Below are 17678 nucleotides of genomic sequence, written 5' to 3'. Positions count from 1 at the left end.
TAGGGGGTGCGGAATGTGCACGGCGCCACCGCCGGGCGGCGACGAGCGCGTCAGTCTCAGGCCTGGTGCTTGAGGATGTAGTCCGCGGCGTCGCCCGCGTCCCCAGCAGCTGGAAAAGGCTGCGGGCCTCCTGCTTCAGCCCGGCGTGACAGGCGGCATGGGTCAGGTAGTTGAGGTCCCCGACCTCCTGCGGGGCGAGTGGCCCGTCCGCGCGCCACTGGATCCACCGGTCCCACGTGCGCCGGATCTCCACGACGGCCAGCTCGTGCTTCCAGTGCTGGTCGAGGCCGCGCACCACCCGCCCCTGGGCCGTGTCGAAGACATGGCGGTACTCCTCCGCCCGCGCGATCTGCACCAGCACCGGCAGCGACGACCCGGGAGGCGACGCCCCCGCCGCGTCCCGCGCGAAGTCGTACATCCTGCCGTGGGTGCCGTGCCAGCGCGCCGAGTGGTAGCGCAGCAGCTGCACGTGGCCCTCGACGTTGTACGGGTCGCGTCCGCGCATCTCGTCCCACCAGCGCCGCAGTTCCCTGCGGGGCACGCCGTCCTCGTACAGCCGCGCCACCGTCAGCAGCGACACCCACGGCATGGGGTCGGCGGGGTGCAGGTCGGCGGCGTCGAGGCAGGCCCGCACCGCGAGGTCCAGCCGGTCGCGGTCGACCCCGCCGCCGCGTCCCGCGGCGATGGCCCGGTGGAAGACCCGCACGACCTCGGTCGCCGCCGCGAGGACCGCCGCGTCGGGGCTGAGCGGCTCGGCGGCCCGCCAGATCCCCGTGGCGGACGAACCGGCCGCGGCGTGGGCGAGCAGCCGGACCCGATGGGTGCGCAGCCCCCAGTCGTCGCCGGTGTCGCGCAGCAGGTCCCGTACGCCCTGCCAGCGGCCGATGACGATGTCGTCGAGGGCGTCGGACAGCGCCCGGTCCCCGTACGCGGGATCGAAGTCGGGGACGAAGCGGCGGCGAGCGGCCACGGGCGGCACTTCCCTCGGCGGTTCAGGTACGTTCTGGCGATCCGACGATCATCGGAGGGATCCACGGCGACTGCGGGGATCCACAGGCTCTACGGGGGGCGCCTGCCGGTCCGGCGCGGGGATCGGACGATGTGCCCGGGGGGGCGGTCAGTAGTCGGTGGCCAGCGCCTCGCCGCTGTAGTCGGGACGGCGGCCGGACCGCCGGTCGCCGTGGTCGTCGTCCGGGTCGACCGGGCGCGTGGCGTCGAGGGGAGCGGGCCGGTAGTAGGAACTTCCCTTGCGCCAGTAGTAGATCATCGGTACGAGACCGGCGGCGAGCCCGCCGAGACCGATCGCGACCGACGCCCCGCTCAGCTCGCCCAGCGACTCGATGAAGATCCACAGCATGAACAGCGCCCCGAGCAGCGGCCAGGCGCCGCCGAGGACGAAGTCGCGCACGGAGCGGAGCAGTGTCCTGCGGTACGCGACGACCGCGGCGATGCCCGCGAGGCCGTAGTAGAAGGCGATCTGCAGCCCTATCGCGGAGACCCCGGCGGCAAGCACGTCACCGACCGAGCCGAGCGCGACCGACGCCGCGAACAGCGTGAGCGCGACGGCGCCGACGGCGGCGACCGCGGCCCAGGGGGTGTGCCACCGGCGGTGCACCCGCCCCAGCACCGCGGGCATCGTGCGGTCCCGGCCCATCGCGAACAGCGAGCGGGTCACCTGGATGAGCGTGGTCTCCAAGGTGGCGACGGTGGACAGGAGCAGCGCCAGCACGAGGAGCCTGCCGCCCACTCCGGGCCAGACCGCCTCACCGAGCGCGTCGAGAACGTGGGAACCGGACGCCCGGATCTCCTCGGCCGTCAGGAACATGTTGACGGCAACGGTGAACGCCTCGAAGAGGAGGAAGACGACGCCGACGCCGATCAGCGCGGCGAGGCCCGCGGTGCGCCGGCTGTCGCGGGTCTCCTCGCTCAGGTTGCTGGTCACGTCCCAGCCCCAGAAGTAGAACGTGGCCACCAGCGCGCCCGAGGCGAATCCGGCGGGTCCGTCGAAGTGCGCGAAGCCGAACCACGACCAGTCGAAGGCGACACGGCTGCCGCCGTGGACGAGCGCTGCGGCGACGAAGAGCGCCAGGACCACCAGTTCGACGCCGGACAGGACGAGTTGGGCGCGCACGGTCAGCCGCACGCCGCCGAGCACGACCAGCAGCATCGCGACGAACCAGGCGGCGCCGACGGCCGTCGCCAGCGCCCGGTCGTCGGCGAGGTCCGGATCGACGAGCGCGAGCGTCGTCGCACCGGCGGGCAGGGAACCGGCCACCATGAAAAGGGTCGCGGAGACGACCAGCGCCCACCCCGACAGGAAGCCGAGGAAGGGGTGCAGGGTGCGGCCCACCCACGAGTACCCGGCTCCGGCGTTGACGTCGAGGCGGCCGAGCCGGCCGAAGGCCAGCACGATGCCGAGCATGGGAATCGCGCAGTACAGCAGGGCGGCCGGTCCCGCGAGGCCCACGGTGGCGACGAGGACGGTGGTGGTCGCCGCGATCGAGTAGGCGGGGGCGCTGCCGGCGACCGCCATGACGACGGTGTCCAACGTCCCCAGGGCCCCTGGCCGAAGCCCTCTGCCGGAGCTGCTGCGCATGGAAGTCTCCGAATGCCCTTGTGCCGCGCGGGAGATGCGGGCACGTCAGAAGCGAACACCCGCATTCGGAGGAGACGCCTCCGTCAAGGGGAGATCGTGCGCATCGTAGTCGGATGTGTGCGCTGTGGTGAGGGGGTGGGGTGCCGTCCCGCCCGTGCGCGTGCTCCCCGGGTCCCCGGAGCCGTACAGTCGGTGACATGGCTGCAGAGGTATCGGACGAGGGGACCGTACGCATCGACGCCTGGGTCTGGTCGGTACGGCTCACCAAGACCCGCTCCCAGGCCGCGGCGGCGTGCCGGGCGGGCCACGTGCGCGTCAACGGCGAGCGGGTCAAGCCCGCGCAGTCCGTGCGCGTCGGCGACCAGGTGCGGGTCTTCCACGCCGGACGGGAGCGGCTGGTGGTCGTCTCGAAGATCGTGCGCAAGCGGGTCGGACCGCCGGTCGCCGCGACGTGCTACGTGGACAACAGCCCGCCGCCCCCGCCGAAGGAGTTCACCGCTCCGGCGGCGGTACGGGACCGGGGCGCCGGCCGCCCGACCAAGCGGGACCGCCGCGAGCTGGAGCGCCTGCAGGGGCTCCGCGCGGGGTCATGACCGGGGCGCGGGCGAGGCGATCGCCCGCGCCGCCCTGACCTCCTGGCGCAGGGGCTCCAGGACGCCCTTCTCGTCGCCCGGGAGGTCGGCGCGCACCTCCACCAGCTCCTCGCTGGAGCGCAGTCCCTCGGCGAGTTCGCGCAGCTGCTCCTCGATGCCGGTGATCTCCGTGTCGCGCGGCGGCTCGGCCCCGTGGTCGACGCGGACCCGGGCCGCCGTGGTGGCGTCCACGATCCGCTCGACCGCCACGACGAGCGGCCACCAGGCCGCGGCCCGTGCGCCGGTCGGCGGCGGCTCGGTCAGCGCCCGCTGGAACTCCGACCGCACGGACGACAGGTCCCGGTACAGCCGCCTGCGCCGCCGCACCCGTTCGCCCTGGTCGGTCCCGCCCGCCCCGCCCACCGGGCCGAAGGCGCACGCCACGTAGTCCGCCGCGTCCTCCACGGCCTTCGCCAGCCGGTCGCCGATCCGGGTGTGCCAGCTCTCCGGCCACAGCAGGTATCCCACCACCAGCGCGATCGCGCAGCCGATGAGACTGTCCACGAGCCGGGGCAGCACGAGGTGGAAGCCCTGGTGGTTGAGGACGTCCGACAGCATGAGGATCACCGGGGTGATCGCCGCGGTCTGGAAGGCGTACCCCTTCGCCGAGAACGCCGGGATCAGCGCGGCGAGCAGCATCATCACCGGCACGTCTGCCCAGCCGCGCGGCACGGCCGCCAGGACCACGGCCGCGACGAGCAGGCCCGCGGCCGTGCCCAGCGCCCGCAGCACCGCGCGCGAGAACACCGAGCCGAAGTCGGGCTTGAGGACGAACGTGACGGTGAGCGCCACCCAGTACGACCGGGTCACCGGCACCAGGGAGACGAACGCCTGGGCGATGCCGATGCACAGCGCGAGCCGGAGGCCGTACCGCCAGGACGCCTCGGACACCAGCACGTTGCGCGCCGCCCGCCGGACGCGGACGCCGAGCGCCGCTGGTCTGCCGAGCCGGTCGTGGGTAAGCGCGGCGTCCGCGTCCGGCCGGTGGACGACCGCCGACGCGTGCCGCAGGGCGCGGTCGACGGCGCGGTCCGCCGGGCCCTCCGGATCGGGCAGCACCAGCTCGTGGGCCGTGCGGCGCCCGCTCTCCACCGCGATGGCCAACTCCCGTACGGCGCCCGCGATCTCGGGCCGGCGGGAGGCACGGCCGTAGCGGTGCGCCGCCGCGGCGGCCTCGACGAGCGGGATGGCCACGTTCAGCTGGGCGAGCAGCCGCACCAGCGGCCCGCGCCGTCCGTGGTCGCGGGCGCGCCGGGCGAGGATCAGGTCGTAGGACGTGTTGAGGGACTGGGTGACGTCCTGGCGCCGGGCGTCGTAGTCGCCCGTGCCCGCCGCGGCGAGCAGATCGGCGACGCTGCGGTAGGTCGCGGCGACCGCGGCCACTTCCGGCGTCCGGCCGCGCAGCGGCCAGCCCAGCAGGGTCAGCACGAGCACGAAGAGGCCGCCGAGGGTGAGCAGCAGCGGAGCCGTCCACCACGGTCCGGGCATCGGCAGACCGGCGCCGACGACGGCGTTCAGCAGGAGGAGCAGGCCGGACACCGAGGCGACCGCGCCGATCGACGAGATCATGCCCGAGACGAGCGCGAGGAGCGTGAGCGCGCCGACCGCGGCCCAGCCCTGCCCGTACACGAGCGCGCCGAGCGTGACGCCGACCGCGCCGAAGAGCTGCGGGACGGCGATGTTCAGAAGGCGCATCCGGTAGGCGTCGGCGGTGTCGCCGATGACGCCGGAGAGCGCGCCCATCGACGCCAGCGCCCCGTACGCGGGCTGTCCGGACGCGAGCCCGGCGGCCAGCGGCGCGGAGAGGGCGACGGCCGCGCGGGCGACGGCGGCCCGCGGAATGGGCGCTTCCTGCGGGCGCAGGCCCCGGATCAGCCACGCGGGCGGGGTGAGCCGCCCCGCGCGCCCACCCGCCGCTGCCGCCCCGCCCTGGAGTTCCGCCATGGTGTCAACAGACCCCGAAAGGCTCGTCGCGCGCAAGTGCCGCGTCCGGTCCAGGCACGTCAGCTCTCGTAGTTCTCCACCTCGTCGGCGGGCTGCTCCTGTGCCGTGTCGGGGTCGCCGCCGAACTCCGACTTCGCCCGCCGCCTGCGCAGCAGGTCCCAGCACTGGTCGAGGCGGATCTCCACCTCCTTGAGCCTGGCCTGCCGGTCCGGGTCGAGTCCGCCCTGCCGGATCGAGTGGTCGCGCAGGGCGCGCTCCTCCTCGACGAGTGCGCCGATGTCGTCGATGATCTGCTCGTCGTTCATGACAGCTTCCTGGTCGAAGGACGAGGACGGTCGTGCCGCGGCTCCTCGCGCGCGGCTCGGGGCGAGCGCGTCGGGCGCCGTCTCCGGAGGGAACATTCGGCCTCCGGCACCGTCTGCGGGGGGCGAACCGTCGGCTGCGGAGCGGCACGCGACGACTACGGTCGGCCCGGCGCCCTCCGCGTCGCCGGGCAGCGCGACCGCCCCCTGCGGGCCGCGCCGGGGCGGCCCGGCGACGCCGCCGGGCCGGGGGTGCGCCGCGTACCCGGCGAAGCAGGCCGGTGCGTCCGGGACGAGACCGGTGACGTCGACGCTGTCCGGGCAGGCCGCGCGCACTGCCTCTATGCCGTCCGGGCAGGCCGCGCGTACCGCCTCGACGCTGTCCGGGCAGGCCGCGTGCACCGCCCGCGTCGGATCCTCGGCGGTGGGGTCCACGGTGAGCGTCGCGCCGAGGCCGCTGGTCATCCGCCTCGCCTCCCAACCGGCCGTCCGCCTGGGCCTCGCACCACGTCCCCACTGTGGCCCCGCCGCCGGATCAGCGCACGTCGTGCAGTTCCAGCGTCACCAGGAGCGCCCGGTGGTCGGTGCCGCCCAGGTCGAGGAAGCGTGCGGAGCGCACCGAGAAGTCTTCGCTGACCAGCACGTGGTCGATCTGCGCGCCGAGCGGGCGAGGCAGGGCGGCCGGCCAGGAGGGGGTGCGGGAGGCGCCCGCGAGCAGGGCGCCGTCGCGCAGGCCGCCCGTCTCCAGGAGGTCCCGGAAGGCGGCGTGGTCCTGGGTGGCGTTGAAGTCGCCCGCCATGACCAAGGGGCGGTCCGCGGCCGCGGCGGCACGGTCGCGCAGCAGTCCCAGCTCCCTGCGCCAGTCGGGCACGGCTTCGGGGACGGGGGGCAGGGGGTGGGCGAGCTGGAGGTCCACCGGCCGGCCCGCGACGCGGGCATGGGCGGCCGGCATGCCGAGCACGGAGCGGACACCGGTGGCCGGGGCCAGCGGATACCGGCTGAGGATCGCCGAGCCCGCCGCGCCGCCGGCCTCGACGGCACTGCGGTACGGATAGTCGGCGCGAAGGACCTCGGACGCGAGCGCCTCGGAGCACACGGCCGGGCACTCCTGGACGAAGACGAGGCCGGGACGCTCGCGGGCGATCGCCGCGATCAGCTCGTCGGTGGCACCGCCGAACTCGAGGTTGGCCGTGAGGACCTCGACGCGGGCGACGGCGGGCCCGGGCGGATCCTCGGCCAGCCCGGTGTCGTACGGCCTGACGAACCAGCCGGTCAGGGCCAGCACCACCACCGCCCACGCCACGAGCAGACGACGCCGGGCGAACAGCGCCAGCAGCAACGCGGCCCCGGCCGGGAGCAGCAGCCACGGCAGGAAGGCGAGTAGCTGCGGCAGGGGCGTGACGGCGTCGGTGTCCGCGGAGCGGCACGCGACGACGGCGGTCGGCACGACGAGCAGCAGCCCGGCGAGCCATGCGCCGCCGCGCCGCCCGGCAGCGGGGCCGCGTCCGGCGTCGTACGGCGTCGCCGCCGGGTACCTGCCGTCCCTGGTCTCCTGGTCCACGCAGGCCTCCCAGCCGCGAGTCGTCGTGTGCGCGTGCAGTCCCTCTGTCCTGAGGACGCCGGTCCCGCCGGATCCGTTGCCGCCGCCGAGCGGGGGGTACGGGTACGGGGGCGGTCTGACTTGCCGCCCGGCGCGAGCGGGTGTGCCCTGAAGGAGGACGGGGGTCGGAGGGAAGGAGTTCTGCGCCATGGCCACACAAGCAGCGATGCCGCGGCACCGGCGTCGGCGCCGGACGCCCGCACGAGAGCACCACCCGCTCGCTCTGGTACTGCCCGCCCTGCTCGCCGTCACCGTCGGCATCTGGGCCGCGTCCATCCTGCGCTTCCAGAACGACGGAGTCGCCACCGGCGGCCAATGGGTCCTCGGCGTGATCAGCGCGGTGGTGTTCGGCGCCCTCGCGTTCGGGCTCGGCCGCATCCGGCACTCCCTGCCGCGCGAGATGCGCGCCTTGGCCTACGGAGCGCTGACCGCGGCGACCATCGGGTTCCTGACCAGCCTGGCCGGCAGCAGCGTGCTCAGGTCGGCGGGCATCGGTGTCGCTGTCGGCGTGGGTCTCGGGCTCGTGACGTTCTATTACGCCTACACACATGAGTGAGGGGCACCGGACCTGCGGATGAGTGCGTCACCGGACCCGTGTCCGCGGGTCCGGCCCGCTCTCCGGAGGCCCAGCACGTGTCCCCGCCCGAGAGCTGACCCCCGCCGGCCCACGGGGCCGGACCCTGCTCGCGCGGCCGCCGGACCCTGCCTCGGGCGGCCACCGGACCCGGCAGCTCCGGTGGTCACGCGAGCATCGGCGTCGACGGCCGGCCGCCGCAGGGCGCAGAGCGGTGCGGGGCTCGTGCCGCACCCACAGGCGGCGCCGCCGATAACGCCCGCCGAAAGGGAAACGCACGCGGGAGCGCGCGCCCCCGCCGGTGCCCGTCCGACAGGCTGCCCGTCCGGTCACCGGCAGGCTCCCGTCAGACCGTGCCCGCCTCGCCCCGCACCACCACGACCGGGCAGGGGGCGTGCTGGGTGAGGTGGAGCCCGACGGAGCCCAGCAGCGCCGCCTTGAAGCCGCTGTACCCGCGGTCCCCGACGACCAGCAGTGTCGCCCCCTCGGCGCGCTCCATCAGGGCCTGCGCCGGGTTGCCGATGAGGACCTTCCGGGTGATCGAGGCCGCGGCCTCGGCACCGAGGGTCTGCTCCAGCGTGTCGTCGAGGATCCTGCCCGCCATCGCCTCCGGGTCGAAGTCGGCGGGCAGGGCGGGCACCATGGCCGCCCAGCCGGCCGCCGGGTACTCCCAGCTGATGACGGCTTCCAGGGGCTCACCCGTGAGCCCGGCCTGTCGCACCGCCCAGCGCAGTGCCCGGATGGACGGCTCGGAGCCGTCCACCCCCACGACGATCCTGCCCGCCTTCGCCATTCCGCCACCTCCGTGGTTCATGAACCCGAACTCGGTTCAAGCCTACGGATAACCGACGAATGAACCCAGAACTAGGCAAACAGGTCGGCCGTGACCGCTTCCTCCGGCGCGCCCTGGGCCGGGACACCGATCGCGGGGGCCAGCATGCGGGCCAGCTCGCGGCCGGCCCGGGCGATGCGGTCCGGCAGTGCGGCGGTGAGCGCGTCGCCCGTGCCGCCCCAGTCCTCCGACGCCGCGTACACCGCCGTCGGCACGACCACGGCCCGCAGGTAGGCGAACAGCGGACGCAGGGCGTGCTCCAGCACCAGCGAGTGCCGGGCCGTCCCGCCGGTCGCCGCGATCAGGACGGGCTTGCCGCCGAGGGCGTCGGGCTCGATCAGGTCGAAGAACGACTTGAACAGCCCGCTGTACGAGGCCGTGAACACCGGCGTGACGGCGATCAGGGCATCCGCCCCGGTCACTGCTTCGATCGCCTCGTCGAGCGCGGGCGCGGGGAAGCCCGTCACGAAGTTGTTGGCGATCGGCACGGCCAGGTCGCGCAGCTCCACCACGCGGACCTCCACCGGACGTCCCGCGCCCGCGAGTTCGCGGCGTACCGACTCGGTGAGCCGGTCGGCGAGCAGCCGCGTGGACGACGGCACGCTCAGCCCGGCGGAGACGACGACGAGATTCAGCGGCTCGGCGGTGTGCGTCATGACGACTCCTTCGTGTCCCGGACGTCCGCGCCGCGGGCGTCGGTGTCCTGGGCGTCGCGGGCGGCGACGGCGGGGTGCAGGGGCGCGGTCTCGGGCACTCCGGCCGGCCGCAGGCGGGCGAACTCCTTGCGCAGCACCGGCACGACCTCCTCGCCGAGGATGTCGAGCTGCTCCAGCACCGTCTTCAGCGGAAGCCCGGCGTGGTCCATCAGGAACAGCTGGCGCTGGTAGTCGCCGACCGCGTCGCGGAAGCCGAGCGTGCGCTCGACGACCTGCTGCGGGGAGCCGACGGTCAGCGGCGTCTGCTCGGTGAAGTCCTCCAGCGACGGGCCGTGGCCGTAGACCGGCGCGTTGTCGAAGTAGGGGCGGAACTCCTTCACGGCGTCCTGCGAGTTGCGGCGCATGAACACCTGGCCGCCGAGCCCGACGATCGCCTGCTCGGGCGTGCCGTGCCCGTAGTGCGCGTAACGCTCGCGGTAGAGCGCGACCATCTTCCTGGTGTGGGACATGGGCCAGAAGATGTTGTTGTGGAAGAAGCCGTCGCCGTAGTACGCGGCCTGCTCGGCTATCTCGGGGGAGCGGATCGAGCCGTGCCAGACGAACGGCGGCACGCCGTCCAGCGGGCGCGGGGTCGCGGTGAAGCCCTGCAGCGCGCTGCGGAACTTCCCCTCCCAGTCGACCACGTCCTCCCTCCACAGCCTGTGGAGAAGCGCGTAGTTCTCGATGGCGAGCGGGATGCCCTGGCGGATGTCCTGCCCGAACCACGGATAGACCGGGCCGGTGTTGCCGCGGCCCATCATGAGGTCGACGCGCCCGTCGGCGATGTGCTGGAGGTAGGCGTAGTCCTCGGCGATCTTCACCGGGTCGTTGGTGGTGATCAGCGTGGTCGAGGTGGACAGGATCAGCCGGTCGGTCCTGGCCGCGAGGTGCCCGAGAAGGGTGGTGGGGGACGACGGCACGAAGGGCGGGTTGTGGTGCTCCCCCGTCGCGAAGACGTCCAGGCCGACCTCCTCCGCCTTCTCGGCGATGGCGATCGTGGCCTTGATCCGCTCGTGCTCGCTCGGCGTGCGGCCGGTGGTCGGGTCGGTCGTGACGTCCCCGACCGTGAAGATGCCGAACTGCATGGGGGCTCACCTCTCGGGACTGGGTGGTTGAATATTGAACTATACCCCCTAACCGAGTCCCTCCGGTCGGTATTCCGCCCCGGCCGCCCCGCCCCCGTACCCTGTCCCGTGGTCCCGCGCGGGGCCGGGACCCGAGGACCGGAGGCTGCCGTGGGCGGGCACGAGAGCGAGGAGTGGAAGGAGCGCGGCGTGGCGCTGCGCGTCTTCGTGTACGTGTTCGCGACCCACCTCTTCGCGGGTTTCGTGTGGCTCCTCTTCTACGTCGGTGAGCACGCGCAGAAGTGACCGCGCCGCCGGCTCGGCCGCCCGCGGGGTCAGCCGGTGCCGGCAGCGCCCGGGAAGAGCTGGCGGAAGGCGTCCGCCGACTCGGTGCCGGACCGGCCGAACGGCGCGTCGAAGTCCCACACCAGGAACAGCAGGAACGCGATCAGCGCGCTGAACAGCCCCGCCAGCAGCAGCTCGCGGAACGAGCGGCCGATCTGCATCGTGAAGATCAGCCCGACGGTGACGACGGCCCCGCTGATCAGGCCGAACCAGACGATGCCCGGCAGGGTCTCCTCGGCGCCCGAGGCACGGGCGTTGCGCGCGTCCTCGGCGGCGGCCACCTGGTCGAGGATCGGCAGGTACGCCTGCGCCTCCAGCTCGTTCGCCGGCTCGCGCTCCGCGACCGCGGTGCGCACGGTGGCCAGCAGCTCCGTCCCGCGCGGCGACAGCTCCTCGTGGTCGATCATCCGCGGCCACTCCTCCTGCACCACCTCCGTGACGTAGGCGTCGACGCTCGTCCGCAGCTGCTCGCGGAAGTCGGCCGGGTAGACCTGGGCGCGCTGGGTGACCTCGTGCAGCGCCTGGGCCTCGGCGCGCACGGCGTCCTGGGCCGCCCCGCGGGCCTCCCAGACGCCGGCGATGGCGAGGCCGAGCACGATCGCGTACACGACGCCGACCATCATCACCATGTACTCGAGGACATCGGGCGTCTCCTGCGTCCGGGCCGCCTCCATGTCGTCCGCGGAGCCCCGCGTCCCGCGCCGGCCGAGGAGTGTGACGACGAGGACGACGGCGCAGGCGGCCGCCATCACGATGGCGAGGAACAGCCATTCGGACATGGGGATCTCCCGGGGCGTGGTGAGGACGTGGGGCGGAAGAGGGCTCAGGCGCGGCCGCGCCGTGCGGCGGAACCGGAACGGGGGCGCAGCAGGGCCGCGGCGAGCACGGCCGGGGTCGTGGTGACCAGCATCAGCACGGTGAGGGGGGTGCCGTCGGCCTCGGGCCCCTGGCGAGCGGGCCGGTAGGCGCGGATGGCGGGCGCCGGCGCCCGCGGCGGGGCGGCGGCGGGCGGTTCGGCGGCGGGGGGCGGACGATCCGGCAGGGGGGCCGGTTGCCCGGGGCGTGGCGACGGCGGCTCACTCGCGGGCGGGGGCGCGGGCGCGGGCGCAGGGGCAGGCGGGGCCGGGGGCGCGGGCGGTTCGGGGGCCGGCGGCCGCGGTGCGGCGGGCGGCTTGGGCGGCTCGGGCGCAGGCGGCGCGGACGGCGCGGACGGCGTCGGTGGTACGGGAGGGGCGGTCGGCGGCGGCTTCGGGGGGAGGCAGTCCCCGATGTCGATCGTCACGCCGAGCCCGATCCCCACCGGTCCCGGAAGGGACACGGACACCGAGAGGACCGGCGGCGGCCGGTCCGCTTCCGCCCGCCGTCCGGGCGCGGACGCCGATGATCCGGCCCGCTCCGATCCGCTGGGGCTCTCGGACGCGGAGGCGGCGACGCCTGCCCCCTGTGCGCCGAGAACCACGACGATCCCGAGTGCGCTCACCTGCTGCCAACCCGCCACGGCGGACACGGTAGAGGCCGGGAACGCGGTCGTATGCCCAAGATCACCCGTATGGCTGATGAAAGCACTTTTTCGACCGCGGGGGTGATCGGGTTCGGCCGAGCGTGACCGAGCTCATTTTGCACTTTGTTGCAAAAGAGCCGGAGGGGCGGCTAGAACTTGACCGACGAGCCCGCGCGAGGAGGCGCCCCCGATGAGTACGAGCACTGCCCGGCCGACCCCGTACCCCCATCTGCTGAGCCCGCTCGACCTCGGGTTCACGACGCTGCCCAACCGGGTGCTCATGGGTTCCATGCACGTCGGCCTCGAAGAGGCGGAGAACGGCTTCGAGCGCATGGCCGCCTTCTACGCCGAGCGTGCCCGCGGCGGTGTCGGCCTGATCGTCACCGGCGGCATCGCGCCGAACGACCGCGGCCGCCCCTACGAGGGGGGCGCCAAGCTCACCGACCAGGACGAGGCCGCCCGGCACCGCGTCGTCACCGACGCCGTGCACGCCGAGGGCGGCCGGATCGCCATGCAGATCCTGCACTTCGGCCGGTACGCCTACCACCAGGACCTCGTCGCCCCGAGCGCGATCCAGGCCCCGATCAGCCCGTTCGTCCCGCACGAGCTCACCGACGCCGAGATCGAGGAGACGATCGAGGACTTCGTCCGCGCCGCCGTCCTCGCCAGGTCCGCCGGGTACGACGGCGTCGAGATCATGGGCTCCGAGGGCTACTTCATCAACGAGTTCATCGCGAGCGCCACCAACCACCGCACCGACCGCTGGGGCGGCTCGTACGAGAACCGCGTCCGGCTGCCCCTGGAGATCATCCGCCGCACCCGCGAGGCCGTCGGCGCCGACTTCATCCTGATCTACCGGCTCTCCATGCTCGACCTGGTGCCCGGCGGCTCCTCGCTCGAGGAGGTGATCACGCTCGCCAAGGCGGTCGAGGCCGCGGGCGTCACGATCATCAACACCGGCATCGGCTGGCACGAGGCCCGTATCCCCACGATCGCGACCTCGGTGCCGCGAGGCGCCTACACCTGGGTCACCCAGAAGCTGATGGGCGCGGTGTCCGTCCCGCTGGTGACCAGCAACCGCATCAACACCCCCGAGGTGGCGGAACAGTTGCTCGCCGACGGGTGCGCGGACATGGTCTCGATGGCACGGCCGTTCCTCGCCGACCCCGCGTTCGTGGCCAAGGCGCAGGCCGGACGGCCCGAGACCATCAACACCTGCATCGGCTGCAACCAGGCGTGCCTCGACCACACGTTCAGCCTCAAGATCACCTCCTGCCTGGTCAATCCCCGGGCCTGCCACGAGACCGAGCTCGTCCTCGCCCCCACCCGGCTGAAGAAGCGCGTCGCCGTCGTCGGAGCCGGACCCGCCGGACTGGCCTGCGCCGTCTCCGCCGCCGAACGCGGCCACGCCGTCACCCTGTTCGACGCGGCCGACGAGATCGGCGGCCAGCTGAACATCGCCAGGCGCGTCCCCGGCAAGCAGGAGTTCGACGAGACCCTGCGCTACTTCCGCACCCAGCTGGCCGAGCGCGGCGTCGACGTGCGCCTCGGCACCCGGGTCACCGCCGCCGACCTGTCGGCCGACGACTACGACGAGGTCGTGGTCGCCACCGGAGTGACACCGCGCGTCCCCGAGATCGCGGGCATCGACCACCCGAGCGTCGTCAGCTACCTCGACGTGCTGCGCGACGGCGCGCCGGTCGGGGAGCGCGTCGCGGTCGTCGGCGCGGGCGGCATCGGCTTCGACGTGGCCGAGTACCTCACCGACGGCGGCGAGGGCGCGAGCCTGGACGCGCAGACGTACTTCCGTCAGTGGGGCGTCGACACCTCGTACGCCGCGCCCGGCGGACTCACCGCGCCGAAGCGGCCCGCGCCGCCGCGCGCCGTGCACCTGCTCCAGCGCAAGACCAGCAAGGTCGGCGCCGGGCTCGGCAAGACGACCGGCTGGATCCATCGCACCGAGCTCAAGCACCGGGGGGTGACGATGACGGCCGGCGTGACGTACGAGCGGATCGACGACGAGGGCCTGCACATCACGGTCGACGGCGTCTCCTCCGTGCTGCCGGTCGACACGGTGGTGCTGTGCACCGGACAGGAGCCGCAGCGTTCGCTGTACGAGGAGCTGACCGCCGCGGGCCGCACGGTCCACCTCATCGGCGGCGCGGACGTGGCGGCCGAGCTGGACGCGAAGCGCGCCATCGACCAGGGCACCCGGCTCGCGGCCACCCTGTGAGAACGCGTCCCCGACGGCCCCGGCGAGGGGCCGACGGGGCGTCATGACCTCGGTGCACGGCCCGGGAGGCGAGGCGTTGGCGGGTGCCTCCCGGGCTGCCGCGCACGTGCCCACAGCCCGGTCACAGGGGTGGCATACGATGCGCACGACATTCATAAGACTTCCGTAAGAGGATGTACGCGTCATGCCAGTCCGCACCCCGTCCCGTTCCCTGCGCGGCATATCCGCCGTCGTCGCCCTGCTCGCGGTCGGTGCCGTGGGGTGCTCGGACGTCGTCGAGAGCGCCAAGGACGGCGCCGAGAAGGTGGCGCGCCAGCGGTCGGTCTTCCAGCTGAGCCCCGGTGACTGCTACAACCCCAACAGCAAGGCGGTCGAGGGCGAGGCGTTCACCATCGAGATGGTGCCCTGCGGCGAGCCGCACCAGGGGCAGGTCGTCGGCGAGTTCACGCTCGATGACGAGAAGGCGTTCCCCGGCAACGAGGCGATCTGGGCGATCGCCGACGAGCGGTGCCCGGCCGAGGCGGCCAAATTCGCCCCGGACACCTGGGCGGTCCCCGAGGGTGCCGAGATCTTCTATTACACGCCCACCAAGGAGAGCTGGTCGACCGGCGACCGCGCCGTGAGCTGCTCCTACACCAAGGAGAAGGGCACCCTCACCGGTTCGCTGAAGACCGCGGGCAGCGCGGGGCCCGAGCAGACCGCGTACCTCAAGGGCGCGAACGCCGTCTACGACGCGCTGTGGAACAACCAGCCCGAGGCGGAGAACGTCGAGGACGACCTCGCCGGCTACAAGGCGCAGGCCAAGGCCGTCGCCGCCGCCCTCGACGCGCACGTCAAGGGCCTGAAGGGCATCCAGGGCGCGGAGACCGGCAAGCTCCGCGCGCAGTTGGAGAAGACCGCCGGCCACTGGAAGAAGGCCGCGAACGCCGCCGACTCCGACGCGTTCTACATCGCCTACGACCCCGCCTTCACCGGTCTCGACCCGAACAAGACGGTCGCCGCCCGCAAGGAACTGGGCCTGGCCACCACCGTCCCGGCCGACGAGGCCGAGGTCTGGGCAGGCTGACGCCCCGCCGAGCGCGCCCGGCCCACGGGCCGGGCGCGCGGCACCCCCGGGCGGGGCGAGTCCTACGATGCGGCCATGTCCCTGCCCCACGCGATCCTCACGGCCCTGCTCGAGAAGCCTTCGTCGGGCCTGGAGCTGACGCGCCGGTTCGACCGGTCGATCGGCTACTTCTGGTCGGCGACCCACCAGCAGATCTACCGCGAGCTGGGAAAACTGGAGCAGGCCGGCCACATCAGGGCACTGCCGTCGGCACAGCCGACCCGCGGCCAGAAGAAGGAGTACGAGGTCCTGCCCGCGGGCCGGGAGGAACTGGCCGCCTGGACGGCCCGCTCCGAGGACCCGAAGACCGTACGAGACCCCCTGCTGCTGCGCCTGCGCGCGGCGGCGGTGGTCGGCGGCGCGGGCCTGGAGCGGGAACTCGTCCGTCATCTGGAGCTGCACCGCGCCCAGTTGGCCGACTACCAGGAGATCGAGGCGCGCGACTTCCCGCCGGAGCGCCGGATCACCCAGGAGGACCGGCTGCGTCATGTCGTCCTGCGGGCGGGCATCGAGCTGGAGACGTTCTGGACGAAATGGCTGACGGACACACTGGCGGAACTCGCGCCGGACGAGTCCCGGCCACGACGGATCCAGGCCGACGGCGGTGCGGGAGCCGGCCCCTCCTGACGCCGCCCCCACCCGGTCGGACGCGTCCGGGATGCGGGATGCCGCGGCGCGTGGGAGCGTCACCGCGTGGCTGACTCACTGATCGCCGCCTTCTGCGCGGCAGCGCTCGTCCTGCTCGGCAGGTCCGTCCTCGGCCTGCGCCGGGCCGGCGGCGGTAGCGACCCCTCCGCCGAGGCCCGTTCGGTGACCCTCGCGCTGTACGGCGGCGCGGTCGCGCTCGTGACGCTGGGGCTGTTCATCGCCCTGGCCTGATCCGGGGGCACAGCCCGCCGGTGCCGCGGACGAGCCCGCAACGGTCGCCGTCACGGCCGGTCCGAGCGGCCGGCCGTAGGTCCGGCGCGGTCGGCCACGGCCGGTTCGTGGACCCGGGCGACGTGACGGCCGCGCTCGACGACTCGGCGCGGCCCCGGATACGGTCCGGGCCGGACGGTGCCGTGGCTGCGACCACCGTCCGGCCCGGAGGTTCAGAGCGCGGGCACGGGCTCGTGCTCGCAGGCGCCGTCGATGCCGTACGTGTCCCAGGCCGGGAACGGGTCGTCGTGCGGCACCCGCTCGCCGTCCGCCATCAGGCACTCCTGCAGGGCGGCCCGCAACGCGTCGGCGCGCAGGTCCGTGCCGATGAAGACGAGTTCCTGGTCCTGCGTGCTGTCGGCGTCGCGCACGCCCGACGGCTCGAAGCGGGCCACGGAGCCCGCCTGCGACCACAGGCCGGTCACGGCGGGCCTGCTCGCCAGCCGGAAGAACCCCTTCGAGCGCAGGACCCGCCCGTACGCCCCGCCGTCGAGGCCCTCGGTGACGAAGTCCCACAACCGGCCCGGGTGGAAGGGCCGTCCGGCGCGGAAGACGGTGGAGGAGATCCCGTACTCCTCGGTCTCCGGCACGTGGTCGCCGTTGAGCTCCATGACCCAGCCCGGCGCCTGCTGAGCGCGCTCCAGGTCGAACAGCCCGGTGCCCAGCACCTCACCGACGCCGATCCGGCCGTGACGGGCGGGGACGACGCGCGCGACGGGGTTGAGGCGGGTGAGCGCGGCCCGCAGCCGTGCGGCGTCCTCGGGCCCGACGAGGTCGAGCTTGTTGAGCACGATGACGTCGGCGAACTCGATCTGGTCCATCAGCAGGTCGCTGACGGTGCGTTCGTCGTCCTCGTACTGGTCGAGGCCGCGTTCGGCGAGCCCGTCGCCGCTCGTCAGCTCGGGCAGGAAGTTCGCGGCGTCGACGACCGTGACCATGGTGTCCAGTCGGGCGACGTCCCCGAGGGTGGCGCCGTCGTCGCGGGGGAAGGCGAACGTCGCGGCCACGGGCATCGGCTCGGAGATGCCGCTGGACTCGATGAGCAGATGGTCGAAGCGGCCCTCGCGGGCCAGCCGGTCGACCTCCTCCAGCAGGTCGTCCCGCAGGGTGCAGCAGATGCACCCGTTGGTCATCTCGACCAGGCGCTCCTCGGTCCGCGACAGCGCGGCGTCGCCGCCGCGCACGAGGGCCGCGTCGATGTTGACCTCGCTCATGTCGTTGACGATGACGGCGACGCGCAGACCCTCGCGATTGCCGAGGACATGGTTGAGCAGGGTGGTCTTGCCCGCTCCGAGGAAGCCAGAGAGGACGGTCACGGGCAGCCGGCCGGTCATGCC

General features: G+C 73.6%; 17 protein-coding genes. 7 read left to right on the top strand and 10 right to left on the bottom strand.

Annotated elements, in window-relative coordinates; genetic code table 11:
• Positions 1 to 970: hypothetical protein (locus tag AB0K02_RS27020; RefSeq protein WP_365995126.1), on the bottom strand; the 970-nt coding region annotated here is incomplete at its 3' end.
• Positions 971 to 1117: 147 nt separating this feature from the next.
• Positions 1118 to 2596: an APC family permease gene (locus AB0K02_RS27015; protein WP_365995125.1), complete on the bottom strand. Its 1479-nt coding sequence runs from the start codon at positions 2594 to 2596 to the stop codon at positions 1118 to 1120.
• 197 nt (positions 2597 to 2793) lie between these two features.
• Between AB0K02_RS27015 and AB0K02_RS27010 the strand changes: the two genes are divergently transcribed.
• Complete coding sequence (locus tag AB0K02_RS27010) at positions 2794 to 3189, top strand: RNA-binding S4 domain-containing protein (RefSeq protein WP_365995124.1); 396 nt, start codon at positions 2794 to 2796, stop codon at positions 3187 to 3189.
• Here AB0K02_RS27010 and AB0K02_RS27005 read toward each other — a convergent pair.
• From AB0K02_RS27005 to AB0K02_RS26995, 3 genes are all read right to left on the bottom strand, one after another.
• Positions 3184 to 5172, bottom strand: a complete 1989-nt coding sequence (locus AB0K02_RS27005) for an FUSC family protein (RefSeq protein WP_365995123.1) — start codon at positions 5170 to 5172, stop codon at positions 3184 to 3186. The two genes, AB0K02_RS27010 and AB0K02_RS27005, sit on opposite strands and share 6 nt — an antisense overlap.
• Before the next feature lie 59 nt (positions 5173 to 5231).
• Entirely contained in the window at positions 5232 to 5477 is a 246-nt protein-coding gene (locus AB0K02_RS27000) for a DUF2630 family protein (protein ID WP_365995129.1), read from the bottom strand.
• A gap of 532 nt (positions 5478 to 6009) precedes the next feature.
• Positions 6010 to 7035 carry an endonuclease/exonuclease/phosphatase family protein gene (locus AB0K02_RS26995; RefSeq protein WP_365995122.1) on the bottom strand — a complete coding sequence of 342 codons (1026 nt, stop codon included), beginning with the start codon at positions 7033 to 7035 and terminating at the stop codon, positions 6010 to 6012.
• 187 nt (positions 7036 to 7222) lie between these two features.
• Here AB0K02_RS26995 and AB0K02_RS26990 point away from each other — a divergent pair, with 187 nt between their 5' ends.
• The gene (locus AB0K02_RS26990) at positions 7223 to 7630 is read left to right on the top strand and encodes a hypothetical protein (protein WP_365995121.1); all 408 of its coding nucleotides are present in this window, start codon (positions 7223 to 7225) and stop codon (positions 7628 to 7630) included.
• A 364-nt stretch (positions 7631 to 7994) separates the two neighbouring features.
• On the opposite strand, the gene AB0K02_RS26985 is transcribed toward AB0K02_RS26990, so the two are convergent.
• From AB0K02_RS26985 to AB0K02_RS26975, 3 genes are all read right to left on the bottom strand, one after another.
• On the bottom strand, positions 7995 to 8441 hold the full coding sequence (locus tag AB0K02_RS26985; protein WP_365995120.1) for a universal stress protein: 447 nt from the start codon (positions 8439 to 8441) through the stop codon (positions 7995 to 7997).
• A gap of 71 nt (positions 8442 to 8512) precedes the next feature.
• Positions 8513 to 9136: an FMN reductase gene (locus AB0K02_RS26980; RefSeq protein WP_365995119.1), complete on the bottom strand. Its 624-nt coding sequence runs from the start codon at positions 9134 to 9136 to the stop codon at positions 8513 to 8515.
• Positions 9133 to 10260 (bottom strand): LLM class flavin-dependent oxidoreductase, encoded by a 1128-nt coding sequence (locus tag AB0K02_RS26975; protein WP_365995118.1) that lies wholly within the window; start codon positions 10258 to 10260, stop codon positions 9133 to 9135. The genes AB0K02_RS26980 and AB0K02_RS26975 overlap by 4 nt, the downstream gene beginning before the upstream one ends.
• A 150-nt stretch (positions 10261 to 10410) precedes the next feature.
• Between AB0K02_RS26975 and AB0K02_RS26970 the strand changes: the two genes are divergently transcribed.
• Positions 10411 to 10545 carry a DUF6126 family protein gene (locus tag AB0K02_RS26970; RefSeq protein WP_251023638.1) on the top strand — a complete coding sequence of 45 codons (135 nt, stop codon included), beginning with the start codon at positions 10411 to 10413 and terminating at the stop codon, positions 10543 to 10545.
• 29 nt (positions 10546 to 10574) lie between these two features.
• Here the strand turns inward: AB0K02_RS26970 and AB0K02_RS26965 are convergent, their stop codons facing one another.
• Positions 10575 to 11363, bottom strand: coding sequence for a hypothetical protein (locus AB0K02_RS26965; protein ID WP_365995117.1), 789 nt, complete (start codon positions 11361 to 11363; stop codon positions 10575 to 10577).
• A 912-nt stretch (positions 11364 to 12275) separates the two neighbouring features.
• Between AB0K02_RS26965 and AB0K02_RS26960 the strand changes: the two genes are divergently transcribed.
• The 4 genes from AB0K02_RS26960 to AB0K02_RS26945 all read left to right on the top strand — a co-directional run bounded on the left by AB0K02_RS26960 (position 12276) and on the right by AB0K02_RS26945 (position 16302).
• Positions 12276 to 14318: an NADPH-dependent 2,4-dienoyl-CoA reductase gene (locus tag AB0K02_RS26960; protein WP_365995116.1), complete on the top strand. Its 2043-nt coding sequence runs from the start codon at positions 12276 to 12278 to the stop codon at positions 14316 to 14318.
• Positions 14319 to 14502: 184 nt separating this feature from the next.
• Complete coding sequence (locus AB0K02_RS26955) at positions 14503 to 15384, top strand: septum formation family protein (RefSeq protein WP_365995115.1); 882 nt, start codon at positions 14503 to 14505, stop codon at positions 15382 to 15384.
• A gap of 75 nt (positions 15385 to 15459) precedes the next feature.
• Positions 15460 to 16050 (top strand): PadR family transcriptional regulator, encoded by a 591-nt coding sequence (locus AB0K02_RS26950; protein ID WP_365995114.1) that lies wholly within the window; start codon positions 15460 to 15462, stop codon positions 16048 to 16050.
• 66 nt (positions 16051 to 16116) lie between these two features.
• Positions 16117 to 16302 carry a hypothetical protein gene (locus tag AB0K02_RS26945; RefSeq protein WP_365995113.1) on the top strand — a complete coding sequence of 62 codons (186 nt, stop codon included), beginning with the start codon at positions 16117 to 16119 and terminating at the stop codon, positions 16300 to 16302.
• Positions 16303 to 16514: 212 nt separating this feature from the next.
• Here the strand turns inward: AB0K02_RS26945 and AB0K02_RS26940 are convergent, their stop codons facing one another.
• A complete protein-coding gene (locus AB0K02_RS26940) occupies positions 16515 to 17675 on the bottom strand; it encodes a GTP-binding protein (RefSeq protein WP_365995112.1) in 1161 nt (386 codons plus the stop codon).
• Positions 17676 to 17678: the final 3 nt, after the last annotated feature.

Origin of the sequence: Streptomyces sp. NPDC049597 (assembly GCF_040675505.1) — a bacterium.
Lineage (GTDB): Bacteria > Actinomycetota > Actinomycetes > Streptomycetales > Streptomycetaceae > Streptomyces.
Note: the sequence above shows the minus strand (reverse complement) of the source record. Positions and strands in the feature narration are given on the sequence as shown.

Excerpts from the sequence above, each read along its gene's own strand:
- AB0K02_RS27015 (WP_365995125.1), bottom strand. The coding sequence starts at position 2,596 with ATGCGCAGCAGCTCCGGCAGAGGGCTTCGGCCAGGGGCCCTGGGGACG.
- AB0K02_RS27010 (WP_365995124.1), top strand. The coding sequence starts at position 2,794 with ATGGCTGCAGAGGTATCGGACGAGGGGACCGTACGCATCGACGCCTGG.
- AB0K02_RS27005 (WP_365995123.1), bottom strand. The coding sequence starts at position 5,172 with ATGGCGGAACTCCAGGGCGGGGCGGCAGCGGCGGGTGGGCGCGCGGGG.
- AB0K02_RS27000 (WP_365995129.1), bottom strand. The coding sequence starts at position 5,477 with ATGAACGACGAGCAGATCATCGACGACATCGGCGCACTCGTCGAGGAG.
- AB0K02_RS26990 (WP_365995121.1), top strand. The coding sequence starts at position 7,223 with ATGGCCACACAAGCAGCGATGCCGCGGCACCGGCGTCGGCGCCGGACG.
- AB0K02_RS26985 (WP_365995120.1), bottom strand. The coding sequence starts at position 8,441 with ATGGCGAAGGCGGGCAGGATCGTCGTGGGGGTGGACGGCTCCGAGCCG.
- AB0K02_RS26980 (WP_365995119.1), bottom strand. The coding sequence starts at position 9,136 with ATGACGCACACCGCCGAGCCGCTGAATCTCGTCGTCGTCTCCGCCGGG.
- AB0K02_RS26975 (WP_365995118.1), bottom strand. The coding sequence starts at position 10,260 with ATGCAGTTCGGCATCTTCACGGTCGGGGACGTCACGACCGACCCGACC.
- AB0K02_RS26965 (WP_365995117.1), bottom strand. The coding sequence starts at position 11,363 with ATGTCCGAATGGCTGTTCCTCGCCATCGTGATGGCGGCCGCCTGCGCC.
- AB0K02_RS26960 (WP_365995116.1), top strand. The coding sequence starts at position 12,276 with ATGAGTACGAGCACTGCCCGGCCGACCCCGTACCCCCATCTGCTGAGC.
- AB0K02_RS26955 (WP_365995115.1), top strand. The coding sequence starts at position 14,503 with ATGCCAGTCCGCACCCCGTCCCGTTCCCTGCGCGGCATATCCGCCGTC.
- AB0K02_RS26950 (WP_365995114.1), top strand. The coding sequence starts at position 15,460 with ATGTCCCTGCCCCACGCGATCCTCACGGCCCTGCTCGAGAAGCCTTCG.
- AB0K02_RS26940 (WP_365995112.1), bottom strand. The coding sequence starts at position 17,675 with ATGACCGGCCGGCTGCCCGTGACCGTCCTCTCTGGCTTCCTCGGAGCG.